Raw genomic sequence first — 22027 nt, 5'->3', positions numbered from 1 at the left:
GTTTTTAAAATGAGTAAATTACGGGATGAAGACTGTTGATGTAGCAATTGTGTACTACATCGTTTTCGTGAATTAGAGTCAGTAAAGTACTTTAACTAACAATTTGTAAACGATTTACCACATGAAAATTAAACTACTAGCGCTATTTGCATTGCTCCTTACGACGGTGGCTTATGCTCAGCAACCAAAAACAATTACGGGAACTGTGGTTGACCCAGATGGGATGCCCTTACCCGGAGCAGAAGTCAAGGTCATTGGAAAGGAAATTTTTGACATTACAGATTTTGACGGAAAATTTACTCTTGAGGGAGTGGTGGAAGGAGACACCTTCCGTATAACATTTTTGGGATTCCAGCCGCAGGAGTTACCTGTAGTGGATGCCGATGATTATGCCATTACCCTCGAAACAGATGCTGCAACTCTTGATGAAGTTGTGGTTGTCGGTTACGGTACACAACGTAAGGCCGACCTCACAGGTTCTATTGTAAGTATCCAGGCAGAGGAGATCGAAAAGACTCCTACCTCAAATGTGATGCAATCTTTACAGGGTAAGGTTGCGGGGGTGCAGATCACTGCCATTGGTTCTCCAGGTGACTCTCCAAATGTTAGGGTGCGTGGACTGGGAACTTATACCAGTGGAACCAACGTACTTTATGTGGTTGACGGTGCCCTATATGACAATATCGATTTTCTGAGTACCAAAGATATCAAGTCTATCAATGTTTTAAAGGATGCTTCTTCTTCAGCTATTTATGGTGTAAGAGCCGCCAACGGGGTTATCATCATTGAAACCAAGTCTGGACGACGCAACCAAAAGCCACAATTTGAATATGACGGTTACACGGGTATTCAAAGGGCGCAGGATATCGTACAAATGGCCAATGCCGAACAATTTACCACCATGGCTTATGAGTCTGGTTCTACGGCCGACATTCAGTTTGTTTTGAATGCCATGCAAAGGTTTGGCCGCAGTAGAATAAATCCAAATATTCCAGCTGTGAATACCGATTGGTATGATGAGATTTTAAGAGAGGGAATTATTCAAAGCCATAGTGTGGGAGTTTCAGGAGGCGGAGAAAGCGTTACCTATTCTGTAGGAACTAACTACTTCTCACAGGAAGGTATCCTGGATATGAAGAACGAATATGAAAGATTCAATATCCGTTCTAAAATGGATGTGGATATTACTGACAGGTTCAAAACAGGGGTTAACCTTGTATTTAGTAACGCTACCAAGTACGCTCCCGAAAATGCAGCCTGGTTTAATGCTTACTTTGCTGTCCCTATTCTTCCCATTATTGATCCTTCTAATACAGATGCTACTCCAATACAATATGCCAATGCACGAAGCCTTGGATATAGAAGTCCTCAAAACCCCTTCCCGGTTATGGATTTCAATGAAAACAGGATCAAAATAAGAAAGTTACTGGCTACACTTGATTTTCAGTATGACATAATTGAAGATAAGCTGGATTTTAAAACCACTTACAGTCATAACTTAACTGCTCTGGAAGAGAGGTACGTTACCTTACCTTATAATCTTGGATTTACAACAGAGGTGCAATCGGCAATTCGCAGGGCTAATAACACTTTCTCAAATCAATACTGGGATAACGTATTAACCTATCAGGATCAGATTGGGGAGCACAGATTCACAGCCATGGCAGGAACCTCTTTTAGAGATGAGGCTTCAAATAATTTTTCGGCTACAGGACGAAATATTGCAGGGATAAGATTTGAGTCCAGTTGGTATCTTGATTTTGCCGATCCGGAATCTTTTAATGATAATGTAAGTGAAATTGGCCGCAGGTTTTACGGAATGTCTTACTTCGGAAGGATTTCATATAATTACTTAGACAGGTATTTACTTTATGGAACATTCAGAGCAGACGGTTCTTCGAAATTCACTCTGGATCCATGGGGATATTTTCCATCTGTAGGTATTGGTTGGGTGCTTTCTGAAGAAGCATTTATGGATAACGTGGGAGTTGTCGATTTCCTGAAGTTCAGAGCTGCCTGGGGTAAACTTGGGAATGACAATGTTGCAGCCAGTGCAGGTTCAAATACCATTACTGTAGTTTCTGTTCCCTTTGGAGATCAACCGCGAACCGGGATTACCTCTACAAGTGTATTCTCTAATAATACCTGGGAAGTCATTGAGGAGATGAACTTTGGTGTGGATCTGGAACTTCTTGAGAACAGACTTGCAGTTACCGCAGATTACTATATAAGAGATACAGAAAACGCTATTCTGCCAGTATATATTCCTATAGTTGACCGCAGCGTTGACCGAAATTCAGGAGTGATAAGAAACCAGGGTCTGGAACTCAGCGCTAATTACAGTGGCTCAATTGGAAATGATTTTCAGTTTTCTGTAGGTGCTAATTTTACCACTTTGGAGAATGAAGCTACAGAAATAGAAGACCAACGTGGTTATCTTGACGCCGGTTCAGCAGAATTCAGGCAAAGAACTATAGAAGGCGGTCCTCTTTTTGCATTTTACGGGTATGAAAGATTGGGAGTTTATCAAAATCAGGCCCAGATCGATGCAGACCCTATTGCTGTAGCTAATAATCTTGTTCCGGGAGATTTAATTTACCGGGATCAAAACGGAGACGGAGCTATTAATGATGAGGACAGGGTGATCCTTGGATCCTTTTTACCTGATATCACTTACGGAGGAAACATCGCAATGAATTATAAGGCATTTGATTTCTCAATGAACTTTTACGGACAGGCAGGTAACAAGATCCTTAACAGAAGAAGAGGGGAGATTATTTTCACCAATGATACCAATATGGATGCAGATCTTGCCGTGAACAGATGGCATGGGGAAGGGACAAGTAATATTTACCCTTCTTCCGCAGGAATGCGAAAGGCCTGGAACCAGCGGTTAAGTAACTTCTGGGTTGAAGACGGTGATTTTTTCAGGATCCAGAATATCCAGTTTGGATACACTATGGATAATGAAAACATGCCCTGGACCAGGGTTTATTTGACTGCTGAAAGACCATTCTCTTTCTTCGACTACAATGGATTTACCCCTGAAGTGTCCGATGGAGTAGACAGACAAACTTACCCCGTACCTTCTATATATACAGTAGGAGTTAATGTGAAATTTTAATTTACAGACGAAATGAAAATCTCAAAAAATATATTTATCCGCCTCTCCGCACTGGCCTTCGCGCTGGTGTTAAGTTCATGTTCCGATAAATTGGACTCTCAGGAGGGACAGCTTAATACAGGAGACATTGACTATACCGATGCCAGCCAAATGGTCGAACCTTTAATTGGAGCATATTCAGAAATAAGTTCCCTCGGTTGGGAAGAGCCTTTACTTCTGGGAGTAAGAGGTGATGATGTGAATGCGGGAGGTCTTGGTGACCAGCCTCTTTATGCCGAGACCGATCTCTTTAATTATAACAAGGATTTCTGGATGTACAATCAGGTGTGGAATTCTCATTATAATGATGTAATCAATATGAACACGGCCATTCTCCAGATCGAGAACTTTATGGAGTTTGCCAATGAAGCAGATTTTGAACGTGGGCAGCAATATGTTGCAGAAATTCAGGTGATCAGAGCCTGGCTTCACCTGAACCTGGCCAGGACCTGGGAAGATATTTTCATCATCACTTCAAACCAACCCGAAGCTGAACTTGAGCAAGGTGTGGCTACAAAAGAAGAGGTAATGCAGTTTATCTCAGATCAAATGGATGAGGCTATACCTCATCTGCCGGATATGAGACCTAATCAGCGTCCCGATCTTACCGGAGGAATTACAAGGTACACTGCATATGCATTGAAGGCAATGGCACAACAGGAGCTTCAAAATTATCAGGGAGTGGCAGATGCTACAGGAGCAATCATAAGTTCAGGTCTTTTTTCTCTGTACCCCGATTTCTACCAACTCTTTAAAAAGCCGGGGGAATTGAGCAATGAAAGTCTATGGGAATTACAATATTCAGATTATGGAACGGCATCTGGAGGAGAATTCTACCATAATTACGACCCTTTTGGTCCGCAAAACTGGACCCCGGCAAGGGCAAATGCCTCCTCAGGATGGGGATTCTATGAACCCAGCATGAAATTTATTGGTTTTATGCTGGACAGGAATGAAACTGTTAGGCTGCAAACCAGCGTTTTATTTACCCCTGACGGAATTAATGCTATCAGAGCGGAAGGTTATACCGTACCCGGATTTGTGAGTAATGTTACTCCTTCCGGAGATGTGATCAATAACTATGTAAGGGCAGATTTTGCCAGTGGTAAACATTACCTGCCAAGCATTCAGTTAACGGAAGGCCGCAACAGTTATGGAGGAGGTAAAAATTTTATCATAATAAGATATGCCGAAATCCTTTTAATGTATGCTGAAGCTCTTACAAGAGGTGCGAGTGGAACTGCAATGACGGCTACAGAAGCTGTTAATCTGGTTAGGGAAAGAGCAGATATGCCTGCGCTGTCCGGCGTGACTACACAGGATGTGCTGGATGAGAAATTTGCCGAACTCGCTATGGAATGGGGTATTCGTTACTATGATATGATTCGTCTGGACAACTATAATGAACTGAGCTATGACGGCAGAACTTTCACTGCCGCTGATGAATATTTACCTTATCCACAGGCACAGGTGGATGCATTGCCCCTGGAGGCGACAGAGGTAGATAGAAATACTGCCATGAACAATGTACTTTCAACCTTAAACCGGTAAAAAATGAAAAGCTTTAAATTAAATTATATAAGTATTCTTGCTTTCCTGTTCATTCTTGCAGGCTGTGAGCGCGAAGGAATTGATCCCATAACCAAAATTGAACCCGGACAGGATGAGGGAGCGCCAGAAATTAATATTAAATATCCGCAGGAAGGCACGGTGATCAATGAACCAAAAGAATTGTCGAACATCACCATTGATTTGGAGGTTGAAGATGATATTGAGCTTCAGGAAATAGTGGTGCTTGTTAATGGAGAACAGGTGGCTACCTTTTCCGACTTTACCGACTATAGGATAGCTCTCAAAAAGGTCACTTTTGAAGGACTTCCCATTGGGGAACATACTGTTACTGTAAGAGCAACAGATATGGAGGGAAAGCAGAGCGAGAAAACAGTAAATTTCTCTAAGGAACCTCCCTATTCGCCCATGTTCGAAAATGAGATCTTCTATATGCCGTTTAACAAGGACTTCATGGAACTCATTGGCCTTGAAACTCCTTCTCAGACAGGAAATCCTGGATTTTCTGATGATGCGCAGGAAGGTACGGGTTCCTATAAAGGTGCGGCAGATTCCTACCTCACCATTCCTTTGCCTGAATTAGGGGATGAATTTAGCATCGCCTTCTGGTACAAATTGGATCCAAGTGTGGGTAGAGCCGGAATATTAACAGCTACAGATGACAGTGATCGCAATCAAGGATTCCGTCTCTTCAGGGAAGCTGCAGGTGCCGATGCTCAGGTAATAAAATTTAATGCAGGCACCGGCGATAGTGATATTTGGAATGATGGGGGGAATATCTCTAGTGTGGAGCCAGAATGGACGCATATTACCTTGACAGTTTCGCCATCAGGAACAGCAATTTATTTTAATGGCGTTTTAGAAAGAGCCACGGTGCTCAACAATGTTACTATAGACTGGACAGGGGTTGAAAATTTAGTAATAGGCTCAGGTTTAAATTTTAGCGGCTGGGGACATAACTCAGATCCAAGCCTCATAGATGAACTTCGGATTTTTGATGCGGCCTTAACCGCGGAAGAGGTAAGTATGATGGTTAATCCGCCTTCCGAAGAAATTTCTCTTTACCTTCCATTTGACGGGGATTACGTCGAGCAAGCCACCGGACGCAACATTACCGTGGTAGGTTCTCCCTCATTTGCAGGAGAAGGAAAGGTAGGTACTAATGCATACGCAGGGGCTGAAGGGGCTTATTTAACCTTTCCTTCAAATGGTCTTTTAACTGATGAATTCTCAACAACCTTCTGGTATAAAGTAAACGCTTCCCCCAACAGGGCTGGAATAATTTCCATAAGTGCACCAAATGAAGCTGATCCTAATAAAAATAACCTGACAAAAGGTTTTCAATTATTTAGAGAAGGTAGCGCTGAAAGTCAACGTATTAAAGCCAGTGTTGGAAATGGAGAAGGTAATAACTGGAATGACGGCGGACTTATAGATGCTACCACGGGCGAATGGGTGCATATAGCTTTTGTTATAACAGCTACCAAGAGCAGGATCTACATCAATGGAGACCTGGTGAATGAAGCAAATGTTACGGGCGGAGTGGATTGGACAGGCGCCGATCTTGTTTCTGTTATGTCTGGCGCTCCCCGTTTTGTGGAATGGAACCATTTATCTGATACCAGCTACATCGACGACCTGCGTTTTTACAGAGTAGCCTTAACAGAGGAAGAAATAGAAGCCGATATGGCTCAATAAAAAATGAAGCTTAAACAGTCCTCAAAAAGGCATTTTTGAGGACTGTTATTTCCCCTAATTTAAAAACGTAGAAAGATGAAAAGTCTGATAAAATACTTTTCGGTGCTGAATATTGTGGTGCTTTTCCTGGCCTGTTCAGATGATTCAGGCCCCGGATATCAGGAACCCTACATTCCTGATCCCGGAAACGGAGAAGAACCGGCACCCCAACTTTCTGATGAAGAACTCCTGGACCTGGTGCAGGAACAGACTTTTCAATATTTCTGGGATTTTGCCGAATCAAATTCCGGTATGGCCAGAGAACGGTCTCAGGACGATGCTTATGGCGGCTTGTCTCCACGATTGGTGACCACAGGAGGTACTGGTCTTGGCCTGGCTTCCTTTCCCGCTGCAGTTGAAAGAGGCTGGATCAGTAGAAATGATGCGGTTCAAAGACTGGATAAGATTCTCAACTTTTTAGAAGATGTGCCCACCTACCACGGAGTTTTTTCTCACTGGTACAATGGTGAGACTGCTCAAACTATTGCTTTTAGCACCATGGATGATGGAGGAGACCTGGTAGAAACTGCATTACTAATGCAGGGGCTATTGATCAACAGGCAATACTTTTCAGGAGATGGGGAAGAAGAAAGTGCTATCCGTGAAAGGATAAGCGATTTATGGGAAGCAGTGGAATGGTCGTGGTATACAAATGGCCAAAATGTACTCTACTGGCATTGGTCCCCCACTTACAATTTTCAAATGAACCTGCCTGTCAAAGGCTGGAACGAGGCCCTTATTGTCTATGTTTTGGCGGCCTCTTCCCCAACTTTTCCAATAGGAAAGGGAGTTTATGATGCAGGTTGGGCTTCAAACGGGAATATGGTCACCAACAGGAACCATTACAATATCCAAATGCCGCTCGGTCCATCCTACGGAGGTCCCCTCTTCTTTGCACATTATTCCTTTTTAGGACTTAATCCTAACGGACTTGAGGATCAATATGCCAATTACCGGGAACAGAACGAAGCACATGCATTGATACATTATAATTACGCCCTCGCTAATCCTAAGAACTTCGAAGGCTATGGTGAAAATGCCTGGGGGCTTACTGCAAGTGACAGCTATGAAGGCTATTCGGCTCACAGTCCCACCAATGACCTGGGGGTCATAGCACCCACGGCAGCACTCTCCTCCTTTCCTTATACTCCCGAAGAGTCCATGCAGGCACTTCGCTACTATTATGAAGAATTGGGAGATGAACTGTGGGGACCTTATGGTTTCTATGATGCTTTTTCTGAAGAAAGGAATTGGTTTGCCGATGGATATTTAGCTATTGATCAGGGACCCATCATTGGAATGATAGAGAATTACAGGACCGGTTTACTTTGGAACCTGTTTATGAGCAATGAGGAAGTTTTGGCCGGTTTGGAAAAATTAGGATTTAGTTACAGTACCCCATAAATCTTTAAATACATGAAACTTTTATACAGGACTCTTTTTCTTTGTATGCTTTTCCCTTTCGGAAGTTGCAAAAATGCTGAAGAGACTGCACTGATTTTGACCGAAGAACCTCCAATCTCCCAAACCATTAGCGATGATGAACTGCTGGACCTGGTTCAGAAGCAAACCCTGAAATATTTCTGGGACTATGCCGAACCTAATTCGGGTATGGCCAGGGAGCGATTTCACCCCGATGGAGATTATCCAAAGAACGATGCTCATGTAGTAACTACCGGAGGCACCGGCTTTGGCCTGATGTCAATTGTTGTGGGAATCGAAAGAGAATTTATTCCGCGGGATTCGGCTGTTGTAAGGCTAAACAAGATAGCAGATTTTCTTGCCGGCACTACCCGTTTCCATGGTGCCTGGCCCCACTGGATCAATGGCGAGACAGGAGAAACGCAGGCTTTTAGTGCAAAAGATAATGGGGGAGACCTGGTGGAGACTTCTTTTTTAGCCCAGGGATTCCTGGTGGTAAGGGAATACCTAAAGAATGGAAATCCAGAAGAACAGGCCGTAGCTCAGAAATATAATGCGTTGTGGAAAGGCATTGAATGGAACTGGTACACCAACAAAAAAAATGGACTTTTTTGGCACTGGTCGCCTAATTATCAATGGGAAATGAACTTTATGATCCAGGGCTATAATGAGTGCCTCATTACCTACGTGATGGCCGCAGCCTCCCCAGATCATGCCATTGAGCCGGAAGTTTACCATGAAGGATGGGCAAGAAGCGGGAATATCAAATCCTATGGAGAATCTTATGATCTCCCGCTTATCCTTAAGCATAACACCAGGGGAAATAAAGGAGGCCCCTTGTTCTGGGCGCATTATTCTTATTTAGGTCTCAATCCAACAGGCCTCGAGGATAAATATGCTAACTATTGGGATCTAAATCGCAATCACTCCCTTATTAATTACCGCTACTGCCAGGAGAACCCAAAAGACTATGAAACTTATAATGAGAATTCCTGGGGCTTAACTGCCAGTTATACCCGCCGGGAAGATGGAAGTATAGGATATACGGCCCATTCCCCCGATAATGACCGCGGAGTAGTTTCTCCCACTGCTGCAGTAAGTTCTCTGCCTTATACTCCCGAAGAATCAATGCGCGCCATCCGGCATTTCTATGAAGACCAACACGATCTATTATGGGGTCCTGCAGGATTTTACGATGCCTACAGTCTGGTAGGTGAACCCTGGGTAGCCGATCGTTATCTGGCTATCGACCAGGGACCGCAGGTGGTTATGATTGAAAATTATCGCACCGGTCTCATCTGGGATCTGTTCATGCAGGCACCGGAGGTGAAGAGCGGACTTAAAAAACTTGGCTTTACCTATGAAAAATAAAATCCTGTTCATATTGGCATTTTTAACACTCCAGTTTTCTGTGGAAGCACAGGACCGGGAGCTATTCGAACGCGAGAATTTTATTTCTGAAGGAGATACGCTTCGATATCGTATTCTTTATCCGGAAGGTTTTAAGAAGAACAAAAAGTACCCTCTCATCCTGTTCCTGCATGGAGCGGGAGAAAGGGGCGATGACAATGCTGCACAATTAACCCACGGAAGTGATCTTTTCCTAAAGCCGGAAGTCAGAAAAAAGTTTCCTGCAATTGTCATTTTTCCACAGGCTCCAAAAGAAGATTATTGGGCTAAAGTGGAAGTGGATCGAGAAGTAAAGCCGTTTGAATTTAATTTTAAGGAGGAGGAAGGGCCTACAACATCCCTACAGTTGGTCATGGCCCTTCTGAATTCTGTTTCTGCCAAAAAATATGTGGATAAAAACAGGATCTATGTGGGCGGCTTATCTATGGGAGGTATGGGTACCTATGAGATCATTTACCGCCAACCCGAAATGTTCGCGGCAGCCTTTGCTATTTGCGGCGGAGCAGATCCGGCAATTGTGAAGGAATATCCCGTGGGTTTTCCTATCTGGATCTTCCATGGAGAAAAAGATGACGTTGTTCCTCCCGCCTGGTCCAAAACTATGGCACGGGAGATCAACTCACATGGAGGAAATGCCAAATTATCCCTATACCCAAATGATAACCACAACAGCTGGGATTCGGCCTTTTCGGAACCTTATCTTTTGCCCTGGTTATGGGCCCAGAGAAAAAATGAACGAAATCATAAATGAAAAAGATCAAGCATATATCCACATTAGTAGCTCTGTTTTTCTGCTTTTTCACTTACGCGCAGGAAGTAGTGCCGGAGACCTATATCAATCCGCTGGACATCGACTATACCTACATGGTCTATAATTCCAGTAAAAATATCTCCTATCGCTCGGGTGCAGATCCTGCCGTGATTGAATTCCGCGGGGAATACTATATGTTCGTTACGCGTTCATTTGGCTACTGGCATTCTAAAGACCTGATTAACTGGGAGTTCATCAAGCCTAAGCAATGGTTCTTTGAAGGTTCCAATGCGCCAACGGCTTTCAACTACAAGGATTCCCTGGTCTATTTTGCCGGTGACCCTGCAGGATATGGAAGTATTTTATATACCGATGATCCAAAAAGCGGAAATTGGACACCCACAGCTTCAATCACCAGTAATATTCAGGATTCCGAGTTGTTCATTGATGATGATGGGAAAGCTTATCTGTACTGGGGTTCATCCAATGTACATCCGCTAAAAGTAAAGATGCTGGACAAGGATGATCGTTTTCTTGAAACAGGCGTGGAAATGGAATTGATCAATCTTGTGGAAGAAGAGCACGGGTGGGAACGTTTCGGTGAAAATAATTTTCATCCCACTTTAAAGGAAGGTTACATGGAAGGGGCTTCCATGACCAAACATGATGGGAAATATTACCTTCAATATGCGGCCCCGGGAACCCAATTCAACGTGTATGCTGATGCTGCGTACATTGGAGAAACTCCTCTCGGCCCGTTTAAATACATGAAGAACAATCCCTATAGTTTTAAACCCGGAGGTTTTGCCAATGGGGCAGGCCATGGAATTACCGTGAAGCAAACCAATGGTCAGTACTGGCATTTTGCGACTATGGCCCTGGCTTCTAATTCCCACTGGGAGCGTCGCCTCGCGATGTGGCCCACTTATTTTGATGATGAAGGCCTCATGTATACCAACACCAGCTACGGGGATTATCCTTTGCATTCACCCGATCATCCTACCAAAGCCGGACTTCACACGGGATGGATGTTGCTGTCATATAAAGGAAATACTACTGTTTCTTCTTCCCGGATGCAGGTTAGGAAAAGCACATCTACAGATGGGGATTATGACATAGAGGAGATGCCTTTGGAAAGAAACAGCGAAGGGAAGATCATTTCAAAAGTGCTGACCGATGAAAGCCCAAAATCCTTTTGGGTCGCTGAAGCCAATGATGAGGAGCAGTGGGTTGAAATTGAAATGCTGGCTCCGGGAGACATTTATGCCGTACAACTTAATTTTCATGATCAGGATGCAGGTATTTACACTCGTACCGAGGGGTTAAGACATAGATTCATTCTAGAGGTATCCAATGATGGAAAGAACTGGAAAACCCTTGTAGACAGAAGTAACAGTTTTGAAGATGCTCCCAATGCTTACCTGCCTTTAAATCAACCTGTGAGAGGTAAATATGTGCGCTACAACAATGTGGAGGTTCCGGGGAATAACCTGGCCTTATCAGAGATCAGGGTGTTTGGTAAAGGTTTGGGAAAAAAGCCTTCTAAAGTGAAGGGTTTCCAGGTTGACCGGCAGAAAGACAGAAGGGATGCCGCCTTTAAGTGGGAGCCGGTGAAAGGAGCCCAGGGGTACAACATTCGCTGGGGAATAGCTCCGGATAAATTATACCAGTCATGGTTGATCTACGGCGAAAATGAACATTTTATGCGCAACCTTGACCGGGGTACTAAATATTACTTCAATATTGAAGCATTCAATCAAAATGGAATTTCAGAAAGAACTGAAATTCAGGAAGTGGAATAAGAAAAGCCAGTTATAATTTTAAAGAATAAAAAATGAAAAATTTCAATCTATCCGTCGTATTTCTGCTTTTTCTGGGGCTTTCGGGCCTTCAGGCACAGGAAAGAATTCCGCAGGTGGAAGCCCTGCTGGAAAAAATGACTTTAGAAGAGAAAATAGGACAGCTCAACCTACTCACCCCGGGTGGGGGAATAGCCACAGGATCTGTGGTGAGTGAAGACGTGGAAGCCAAGATCAAAGCCGGAAATGTAGGAGGGGTCTTCGGAGTTTCAAGTCCGGAGAGGGTAAGACAGGCCCAGGAGCTGGCGGTAAAGAATTCCCGCCTGGGAATCCCACTGCTTATTGGATCTGATGTTATTCACGGTTATAAAACCACTTTTCCTATTCCGTTGGGGCTTTCTTCCAGCTGGGATATGGAATTAATTAAGGAAACAGCAAAAGTGGCGGCAAAAGAAGCTACTGCCGATGGGATCAACTGGAATTTTTCGCCAATGGTCGACATTTCGCGCGACCCAAGATGGGGCCGTGTAGCCGAAGGGGCAGGGGAAGATGCTTATCTCGGTTCACAGATTGCCCGTGCAATGGTGCAGGGTTACCAGCAGGACGATCTCACCGAGCCTCATACCATGATGGCGACTGTTAAACACCTTGCGCTGTACGGTGCACCCGAAGGAGGGAGGGATTATAACCGCGTGGATATGAGCCGCACCAAGATGTTCAACGAATATTTGCCGCCTTACAAAGCGGCTGTAGATGCCGGGGTAGGAAGTGTAATGACTTCTTTCAATGACATTGATGGAGTGCCTGCAACAGGGAACAAGTGGTTGCTCACAGACCTGCTTAGGGAGCGATGGGGCTTTGACGGGTTTGTGGTATCCGATTATACTTCAGTTAATGAAATGATAGCTCACGGAATGGGAGACCTTCAGGATGTATCGGCCATGGCGCTAAAAGCAGGTTTGGATATGGACATGGTGGGAGAAGGATTTTTGACAACGCTGAAGAAATCTGTGGAAGAAGGAAGAGTTTCTGAAGAAGAGATCACCACTGCGGCCCGCAGAATTCTGGAAGCAAAACATAAACTGGGACTTCTTGATGATCCTTATAAATATTCTGATGCCAGCAGGCCCGAAAAAGATATTCTAACAGAAGAAAACCGTCAGCTGGCGCGTCGTGCAGCCACTCAGTCTTTCGTGTTTCTGAAAGATCATAACAACATACTTCCGGTGTCCAAAAGGGCAAAAATCGCCCTCATTGGTCCGCTGGCGAACGACCAGTCAAACATGCTTGGTACGTGGGCTCCTACCGGAGATTTTAAGTTATCTGTTCCTGTACTTGAAGGTTTTAAAAATGTAGCGCCAAATGCACAAATCACTTATGCTAAAGGTGCAAACATTACTAACGACAGCGTATTTGCTAAAAAGGTGAATGTTTTTGGTCCTAAAGTGGAAATTTCCGATCGCTCCCCCGATGAATTGCTTCAGGAAGCATTGAGAGTGGCAAAAGCATCAGATGTTGTTATTGCCGTGGTTGGGGAAGCCAGTGAGATGAGTGGGGAAGCTGCCAGCCGTACCAATATTCAGATCCCGGAGAGTCAAAAAAGACTTATCAGAGAACTTGTTGCCACAGGAAAACCTGTTGCCCTTGTTCTAATGAGCGGTCGCCCGCTTGATATTTCAGAAGAAATGGAACTGCCGGTAAGCATTTTACAGGCCTGGCACCCCGGAGTGGAAGCCGGGAACGCAATTGCCGATGTTGTTTTTGGAGATGTAAATCCTTCAGGAAAGCTTACCATGAGCTGGCCAAGAAATGTGGGACAGATCCCGGTTTATTACGGATCCAGAATTACCGGAAGACCTGCTCCCACAGAGGAATTTCAGAAATTTAAAACGAACTATCTCGATGTACCCAATTCTCCGCTTTTACCTTTTGGACATGGTTTAAGCTATACCACTTTCCAGTATTCAAAGATCAAAGCACACAGCGAAACGCTGCGTCCGGGAGACAGTTTGATGATTAGTACCACTGTTACCAATACCGGTGAAAGGGCAGGGCAGGAAGTAGTGCAGCTTTATATTCATGACAAGGTTAGAAGTCTTACTCCGCCAAAAAAGCAACTTATTGCCTTTGAAAAAATAGTGCTGCAACCAGGGGAATCAAAAACTGTAAAATTTTCTGTGACTGTAGAAGATCTAAAATTTTATAATGGGCAGCTCGAATATGTAGCTGAACCCGGAGAATTCGAATTCTTTGTTGGCGGCACCTCAGATTGTGAGATGCAGGGAAGCTTTACACTGTTAGAATAAAGAAGTCTTGAAAACTTGCTAAAAGTTCAATATACTCATTGCTTAAAATACAACTGAATGTTCACTTAAATTATATCCTATGAAACCTCTAACCTCCTATTCCAAAATTCTGTATTCAATATTTTTACTATTGTTCCTGGCGAGTCCCTTGCTGAGTTGTAGTAGTGATGATGACTTGCAAGAGCCCAAAAGACCCTTAGCGATTGACCTGGAATTTGCCCGTATTAAGGTAGGGCAGGATCTGGTTTTAAAGCCAAGACTTGATATAAATACTTTACAGGATTACACCTGGGAGGTTTCAGATTCAAGTGTGGTAGTTGTGTCTTCGGTTTCAAGAAGCTATGAAGCTACTGTTACAGCTGTGGGGGAAGGAACAGCTACCGTCACAGTACGATCTGAAGATGGTGCTGAGGAGGCTTCAACAACCATTGAAACATACATGATCCAGGAAACGGAGGTTGAATTGCCGGAAAGTATAACGGCTTATACCCAATCCAAGGTTAGCATAAAACCCAAATTCAACCTTGTGGATGTGCCCAGCCGAACATATACCTGGACTGCTGATCCCGGTGATATCATTTCCTTTGAAACGGATCCTGAGACCTATGAAATTGAAATTCAGGGGTTAACTGTTGGAACTACCGAACTTACAATAACTTCGGATGATGGGGAGGTCGTAGGCTCTACAACAGTAACAGTAGAAAATGAAAATGATGGTGTTCTCAAGATTCTGGCCATAGGAAATAGTTTCTCTGAAGATGCTATTGAATATTACTTACACGGATTGGCAAAGGCAGCCGGTGAAGACATAGTAATCGGGAATCTCTATATTGGAGGTGCAGAGCTCTCACAGCACGTGGCAAATGCAACTGCAAATGCCGAAAGCTATAGTTACAGGAAAATTGGGGTTTCCGGAAATAAAAGTACTACTGCAGATGTGTCTATAGCTTCGGCCCTGGCCGATGAGAACTGGGATTATATCAGTTTTCAGCAGGTAAGTCAATACTCAGGCCAGTACGAAACCTTTGTTGAGGATTTGCCGGCTCTATACAACTATGTTGAAGAGCAGGTGGATAACGAAAATGTTAAGTACCTGCTTCATCAAACCTGGGCTTATGCTCAAAACTCGACTCATTCGGGATTCGTCAATTACAACAATGACCAAATGACCATGTATGAGGCTATTGTTGATGCTTATGACCAGGCTATGAACCTGATACCTGCTTTTGCAGTAGTTCCATCGGGTACGGCTATTCAAAATGCAAGAACGAGCTACCTTGGAGATAATTTCAACAGGGATGGTTATCACCTTAATGAAATTGGCCGCTATACTGCAGCCAGCACCTGGTTTGAAGTTTTATTTTCACAAAGTGTGGTAGGTAATTCCTATACGCCTGAAGCATTTGCACCCATTGAAATTGAGATCGCACAGCATGCGGCTCATGAAGCTGTGGAATCTCCCGGGGAAATCACTGAGCTTACCGAATACCAGAGTGCCGGCGGTAATGGGATCATTGAGGATGATGTATATATCAACTTCGGAAATTCTTCTACTACGGCAGGATGGAATACTTTAAGCAGTTTTCTAGAGGATGCAACGGTGCCAAACCTCACCTACGCCAACAATGAATTCACAGGGATAGAGCTGGCTGTTGAAAGTAGATTTAATGGGATAAATACCAATGGCGAAAAAGTCACAACTACAGATTTCGATATGCCTGAAGGAGTATCTGGTACTTCCTTTTTTGGAAATGCAAAAGCAGAATGGGCCGGAATGCTCATTGAGAAAGGAGTTCTTAAATTAACTGGATTTGAAGGGGATCAAACCTACGAATTTTGCTTTTTTGGCTCCAGAACTGCAACCGATAACAGGGAAACCCAGTATACCGTAATAGGTGAAAATACTGAAACCGCTTCTTTGGACGCCGCCAGCAACACAGATGAAATTGCATGTGTTACCGGAATTAAAGCTAACAGTAACGGAGAGATTATCATTGAAGTTACAGCCGGCCCTAATAATACCAATAACAACGGCTTCTTCTACCTTAACGCGATGAGGATAAGCCCGGCGGAATAGAAGTGTAATGAAATAGAGAGCATAGCCGTCAAAATATCATTTTATGACGGCTTGTTCTATTTCTTCTGAAGAAGAATTATACAGAACCAAAAAATAGAATAGATGAAGTTTCAATTTCATTCCATTTTCCTGTTGGTAATTACCATGCTTACGATTTCCTGTAATAAGGGTCAAAAAGAGGCACAATCGAAGGAGGCAAAAAGGCCGAATATCGTATTCATAATGACCGATGATCATGCTGCACAGGCCATTAGCGCCTACGGTCATCCCCTCAGTAAATTGGCACCTACGCCAAATATCGATCGCATAGCAAAGAATGGAGCAAAGTTCAACACCAACTTCTGCACCAACTCCATCTGCGGACCCAGTCGTGCCGTGATCCTTACCGGAAAGCACAGCCACCTTAACGGTTTCAGGATGAACGGGGAGGTTTTTGACGGATCCCAACCTACCTTACCAAAATATTTAAAAGAAGTCGGCTACCAAACCGCCCTTTTTGGGAAGTGGCATCTGCACGGTCTACCCGAAGGATTTGATGAATGGAACATTTTGGTGGATCAGGGCAATTACTATAATCCCGACTTTATCAGGGAAGGCGACACTACCAGAATTGAAGGCTATGCCACAGATATTGTTACCCAAATGGGTCTCGACTGGCTCAAAAGAAACGCCGGGAAAGAGGAGCCTTTTTTGTTGATGGTTCAGCATAAAGCCCCGCACCGTAACTGGATGCCCGCCTTAAGACACCTTACCTTGTATGATAGCGTACAGTTCCCGCTGCCCGAAACCTACTTTATTGAACATGAAGGTTCCATAGCTTCACAGGAGCAGTTGCAAACCATCTATGATGATATGTATGAAGGGCATGATCTTAAATTAAGCGTGAAAAAAGGGAGTGATTCCCTGGCTCATAACCCTTGGACCAGTGATTTTAACCGCATGACTGCTGAGCAAAGAAGAATATGGGACAATGCCTATCGACCCAAAAATGATGCTTTTCATGAAGCCAATCTAAAAGGGAAAGAGCTGGCAGAATGGAAAGGTCAGCGGTACTTGAGAGATTATCTTGCCACCGTAGCCTCTGTGGATGAAGGAGTGGGCAAGATCCTCGATTATCTGGAGGAGAATGGTCTAATGGAAAATACGATCATCGTTTACACTACAGATCAGGGATTTTATTTGGGCGAAAAAGGTTTTTTTGACAAGCGCTTCATGTATGAAGAATCTCTTGCTATGCCACTTTTAGTGCAGTATCCAAAAGAGATCCCTGCCGGTATAGAGATCGATGCCTTAACTCAAAATCTTGATTTTGCACCTACTTTCCTCGATTTTGCGGGGGCAGAAATTCCTGCAGAGATGCAGGGAAAATCTTTAAGAGGTCTTCTAGCTGAAGGCGAAAGCGGTAAGGATTTTAGAAATGCAATTTATTACCACTATTATGATTTTCCGGCATTCCACATGGTGAAACGTCACTACGGCGTAAGGACAGACAGATATAAGCTCATGCATTTCTACGATGATATCGATCAATGGGAGATGTATGACCTGCAGGAAGATCCGCGGGAGATCAAGAATATCTATGACCATCCCGATTATGCCGAAGTTCAAAAGGAGCTGCATGAGACATTAATTTCTCTGCAGGAGCAGTACCAGGTGACCGAAAAGGAATTCGAGCAGACACCGCCAGAAAGGGTAGAACGTGCCTACCGCAACTTCGCCCGCCTGGCAGATGACGATGTGCGGAATTATGAAGGTTACGTAAGGAAATATGGCTCAGGGAAGGTGCCGAAGAATGTAAAATAAAGACCGCTGCGCTGCAGGAAATAAGAGCCAAGACAAACTTTGAAGCACCAATTTTACCAACACCAAATTCCAAAATAGTTAATTAGTGATAAGTTAATTGGAGATTGGGGCCTATTTGATCCGCGAGATCTGTGAGATCTGCGGGAAACCTTCAGGATTGCTTTAGCAATGTTTTAAAAAATCTCTGCGGCCTTTGCGAACCTTTTGTGGACTTTGTGTGAAATTTGAAAGACAGAAAGATTCTAACTTCTTCCTTCTAAAATCGTACTTCAAAAAGATTCTTCACTTCGCTGCCGCTCGTCCTGAATGACAAAATTTTCCTGACCACTGATCACCGACCACTGATCACTATTCCAACATCTCCGGGGTAGCTATGGTTCTAAACCCAAGATGTTCATGTGAAGAATCCAGGGAATTTTGCATCCTTGCTGAAGGTCTGAAACTGGCGCAGTAGGAAACGTGGCAAAGGAAAGAACCACCTTTGATGACCTTTTCTGGCACCTGTGGGTTGTGCGAGTTGTAAGGTGCTTTTGCACCTGAAGGATTTAGCAGAGTTCCTTTTTCCAGGGACTCAGTGTAATATTTGGTGTTGTACCAGTCTGAGGTGTATTCCCAAACATTTCCTGTCATTTCATAAAGCCCGTAATCGTTGGGTGGGAAACTTTTCACGGGAGCCACACGTTCATAACCATCAGCCAGATTGTTCTCAGTTGGGAAAATTCCGGTCCACGTATTGGCTTTTTCTTTTATTAAAGTTTCATCATCACCCCATCCAAAAATGGCATTTTTGGCACCTCCTTTTGCGGCATATTCCCACTCAGCTTCAGTGGGCAACCTTCTTCCGGCCCATTCGGCATAAGCAACCGCATCCTCATAAGCGATGTGCACTACAGGATAGTCCTCTTTTCCTTCCAGGTTGGAATCAGGTCCGGCGGGATGTTTCCAGTTGGCCCCAATTTTCCATTCCCACCACTGTGAGAAGTCATAGAGATTCGGCACCTTTTTTCCCGGTTTTTTGAAGACCAGCGAGCCGGGTTGTAAAATGGAGTCATGGGGTTTTGGAGTGCCGGGAGGAAGCTGTTTTTTCATCTCTTCCCAATCTATTTCCCTTTCGGCTACTGTTACATAGCCTGTTTCATTGACAAATTTCTCAAACTCCTTGTTCGTCACTTCAGTAACATCCATAAAGAAGCCTTCTACAGCGACGGGATGGGCAGGTTTTTCGTGATCAAGTGCCATTGGGTCATTTTTTACCGCTCCCATGCTAAATTCACCTCCGGGGATCCATACCATTCCTTTCGGAACTTCCAGCTCGGCGGGTTTTTCCACCATAACTGAAGTTTCTTTTTTACAACTCGCCATCAGCATAAGCAACAGAAAAAATAATGGCTTCTTCATTACAGCTTCTCAAGTTTAATGGCTGAAAGTAGTGACTTACCTGCATTTTCAGCAAACTTCACGGTTATTCCATCTTTGGAATTTACTTTATATGTAATGCTGATCGCCCTGATCTTCCCATAATCCCGCGCCGGATTAAGATCTTGCTGTACCGGCTCTTCGTTGATCAGGATATCAAAACTGCGGACGCTCTCCTTGATTTTTTCTTCTGAAGATGAAAGGTTATAAATGAGTGCTTCCGAAGCATTGAATTGAGGTTCGGCCAGCATAACCGTCAGCAGGTAAATACCTTCTTCCACATCAAATTTATAGGCCTCAATTCCTTCCCTCATGGTCTGGAAAAGCGGATCATTTTCAGTTCCCTGTATGTCTGAAGCAGTACCCTGGATCTTATTTTTATCCTTTTGAAATACCTCTCCACCAATATAACCAAAGCTATTTTCGCGGTAAGGTTGATCGGCGATCCAGACTTCTCCCGTAACAGGATCTTTATACTGAACATGGGCTCCCACGTTCACAAGGATGGCTTTTTCATCAATTTTATCTAAAAGATTCTCCCGAAAATGCACCTCGAATACCCGGGAGTGAGAAACATCTCCGGCAGTAGCTGTTACTTTATTCTTTCCTTCGGGCAATGGTATCTCAAAAATGGCAATTCCGTCTTTGGTTTCTGCGGAATAAGTTTTGTCTCCGCTGCTAAGAGTTACCTGTGGGGCATTGGAGAAAACCGTGATCTCCACCTGTTCATCAGAATGAATATAACGATCTGTAAAGTTCTTTCCTGCTACATAGACCATAGGTTCTTTAAGTAGCCGCGCCTGATAGTAGTAGTAAATATCCTTTTTGCTGCGGTCAAAATTGACAAGGCCTTTTTGATTGATGTACGGCATTGCATCCTGCCTGAAGGAGGATCCAAAATCGGCAAAGTTCCAGGCTGCCATTCCAAAGACATAATCCCGCTCCAGAACCTGGTTAAGATAACTCCGGTGCAGCTTTAACTGGTAGGCTTCACTGTAATCCCATGGCTGCGGATCTGTGGTTTGTATTCTTGCGTCGGCACCGGGGCCATATTCTGAAATGAAGAGTGGCCTGTTGGGATAACGTTGGTGTTGATCGTCCAGAAATTTCCCAAAGCTTTCCAGGCCGGGTGAATACCAGCCAAAATAAAGGTTCCAGCCTATGACATCGGGAATATCGGCAATCCCGCTGGTATTGTACAATTCGTTTTCGTGCAGGGCCATCACGGTGAGTCGGTCAGGATCCAATTCCTTGGTTAGCTTTTCAAGTTTTTCGGCCAGTTCTACAGAGGTTTTGATCTTTGCTGCCTTTTCGGGCTCGGTCATTTTGTTGTTGAAAACGAGCCTTATGAAGATCTCGTTCATATGTCCCCACATGATCACCGAAGGATGGTTGAAGAACTGTTTGATCTGTTCCCGTTGCATTTTTAAAGAAACATTGTGGTAAGCATCAGAAGCCGTTACATCATTGATCACCGGCACTTCACTCCAAACCAATAGTCCAAGCTCATCGCAGATCCTGTACACCTCAGGATCCTGCGGATAATGTGCCGTGCGGATGAAATTTGCACCCATTTCCTTGATCATCTGGTAATCCTTCTGGTGGAGACGATCGGGGAGTGCATTCCCTAATCCCTGGAAATCCTGGTGCCGGTTGGCACCTATGAGTTTTATGGGTTCCCCATTCAGGAAGAAGCCTTTTTCAGGATCCACTTCAAACCAGCGAAAGCCGAAATTAGAGTTTAACACATCCTGTACTTTACCTTCCGAGATAAGTCTGATCTCTGCCCTGTAGAGGTTGGGAGCTGCAGGAGACCAAAGTTTCGGAGATATGATGTCGCCTTCAAAAGTGACTTCCACAACTTCTCCGGTCTTTATCCTGCTCTTATTTTTTAAAAGCTTTACTGAATTTCCCTGCGGATCAAAGATCTCAGCTTCTACTGTCACTGCTTCTCTTTTGGCGGAGCTATTCTTAATGCTGCTTTCAATCAAGATCCTGCCATTTTCCGCAGATACTTCAGGAGTTCTGATCAAGAAATTGCTTGTTGCCTCATTTGCAGTCTCAAAATGCAGTTTTGGAGTGGTAATTAGCCATAGGTCCCGGTAAATTCCGCCGTAGAAATTGAAGTCGGCATCTAGCGGAGGAATATCAACATTATGGCTGTTGTCAACAACAATCCTGATCTGGTTTTCGGTGCCCGGAACTAATGCTTCGGTGAGATCGAAAACAAACCCGGTATAGCCGCCGCGATGTTCGCCGACTAGCCGATCGTTAACAAATAATGTTGTAACCTGATTGCTGCCTTCAAACTTCAGAAATACCTGCCTGTTGTCCCATTTTTGAGGCGCAAATAAAGTTTTGGTATAGGTTCCTTCTCCGCGGAAATATTCCTTGCCATCCTTGAATGGATCTTCAGCATTCCAGGTATGGGGAAGGTCCACGATCTTTTCGGCATGTGCTTCCGAAGAAAATTTCCAGGCAGAATTTAAAGTCTGTACCTGTCGCTGGGCATAGGTAAGGCAGCTCGAAAGCAGAACAGCCAGAATTAAATATTTTTTGAGATGCATCACAGAA

At 44.1% G+C, this 22027-nt stretch carries 12 protein-coding genes; 10 read left to right on the top strand and 2 right to left on the bottom strand.

Annotated features, from left to right (window positions below; all coding sequences use genetic code 11):
- Positions 1 to 121 precede the first annotated feature (121 nt).
- From CRO16_RS01445 to CRO16_RS01400, 10 genes are all read left to right on the top strand, one after another.
- On the top strand, positions 122 to 3124 hold the full coding sequence (locus CRO16_RS01445; RefSeq protein WP_097054572.1) for a SusC/RagA family TonB-linked outer membrane protein: 3003 nt from the start codon (positions 122 to 124) through the stop codon (positions 3122 to 3124).
- Positions 3125 to 3136: 12 nt separating this feature from the next.
- Complete coding sequence (locus CRO16_RS01440; RefSeq protein WP_097054571.1) at positions 3137 to 4714, top strand: RagB/SusD family nutrient uptake outer membrane protein; 1578 nt, start codon at positions 3137 to 3139, stop codon at positions 4712 to 4714.
- A 3-nt stretch (positions 4715 to 4717) separates the two neighbouring features.
- Positions 4718 to 6430 carry a LamG-like jellyroll fold domain-containing protein gene (locus CRO16_RS01435; RefSeq protein ID WP_097054570.1) on the top strand — a complete coding sequence of 571 codons (1713 nt, stop codon included), beginning with the start codon at positions 4718 to 4720 and terminating at the stop codon, positions 6428 to 6430.
- Between the two features lie 75 nt (positions 6431 to 6505).
- Entirely contained in the window at positions 6506 to 7873 is a 1368-nt protein-coding gene (locus tag CRO16_RS01430; RefSeq protein ID WP_097054569.1) for a glucoamylase family protein, read from the top strand.
- A 12-nt stretch (positions 7874 to 7885) separates the two neighbouring features.
- Positions 7886 to 9262 (top strand): glucoamylase family protein, encoded by a 1377-nt coding sequence (locus CRO16_RS01425; RefSeq protein WP_179670469.1) that lies wholly within the window; start codon positions 7886 to 7888, stop codon positions 9260 to 9262.
- A complete protein-coding gene (locus CRO16_RS01420) occupies positions 9252 to 10052 on the top strand; it encodes a carboxylesterase family protein (protein ID WP_097054567.1) in 801 nt (266 codons plus the stop codon). The genes CRO16_RS01425 and CRO16_RS01420 overlap by 11 nt, the downstream gene beginning before the upstream one ends.
- Positions 10049 to 11854, top strand: coding sequence for a family 43 glycosylhydrolase (locus tag CRO16_RS01415; RefSeq protein WP_097054566.1), 1806 nt, complete (start codon positions 10049 to 10051; stop codon positions 11852 to 11854). The genes CRO16_RS01420 and CRO16_RS01415 overlap by 4 nt, the downstream gene beginning before the upstream one ends.
- A 32-nt stretch (positions 11855 to 11886) precedes the next feature.
- Positions 11887 to 14157: a beta-glucosidase BglX gene (gene bglX, locus CRO16_RS01410; protein WP_097054565.1), complete on the top strand. Its 2271-nt coding sequence runs from the start codon at positions 11887 to 11889 to the stop codon at positions 14155 to 14157.
- Between the two features lie 79 nt (positions 14158 to 14236).
- Positions 14237 to 16234 (top strand): DUF4886 domain-containing protein, encoded by a 1998-nt coding sequence (locus CRO16_RS01405; protein WP_143544388.1) that lies wholly within the window; start codon positions 14237 to 14239, stop codon positions 16232 to 16234.
- Positions 16235 to 16336: 102 nt separating this feature from the next.
- Positions 16337 to 18037: a sulfatase family protein gene (locus CRO16_RS01400; RefSeq protein WP_097054564.1), complete on the top strand. Its 1701-nt coding sequence runs from the start codon at positions 16337 to 16339 to the stop codon at positions 18035 to 18037.
- Positions 18038 to 18385: 348 nt separating this feature from the next.
- Here the strand turns inward: CRO16_RS01400 and CRO16_RS01395 are convergent, their stop codons facing one another.
- Complete coding sequence (locus CRO16_RS01395) at positions 18386 to 19435, bottom strand: formylglycine-generating enzyme family protein (RefSeq protein WP_097054563.1); 1050 nt, start codon at positions 19433 to 19435, stop codon at positions 18386 to 18388.
- Positions 19435 to 22020: a glycoside hydrolase family 2 TIM barrel-domain containing protein gene (locus tag CRO16_RS01390; RefSeq protein ID WP_097055731.1), complete on the bottom strand. Its 2586-nt coding sequence runs from the start codon at positions 22018 to 22020 to the stop codon at positions 19435 to 19437. The genes CRO16_RS01395 and CRO16_RS01390 overlap by 1 nt, the downstream gene beginning before the upstream one ends.
- Between the last annotated feature and the right edge of the window lie 7 nt (positions 22021 to 22027).

Source organism: Salinimicrobium sediminis (assembly GCF_900215295.1).
GTDB lineage: Bacteria > Bacteroidota > Bacteroidia > Flavobacteriales > Flavobacteriaceae > Salinimicrobium > Salinimicrobium sediminis.
This window is presented reverse-complemented; position numbering and strand designations above follow the sequence as displayed.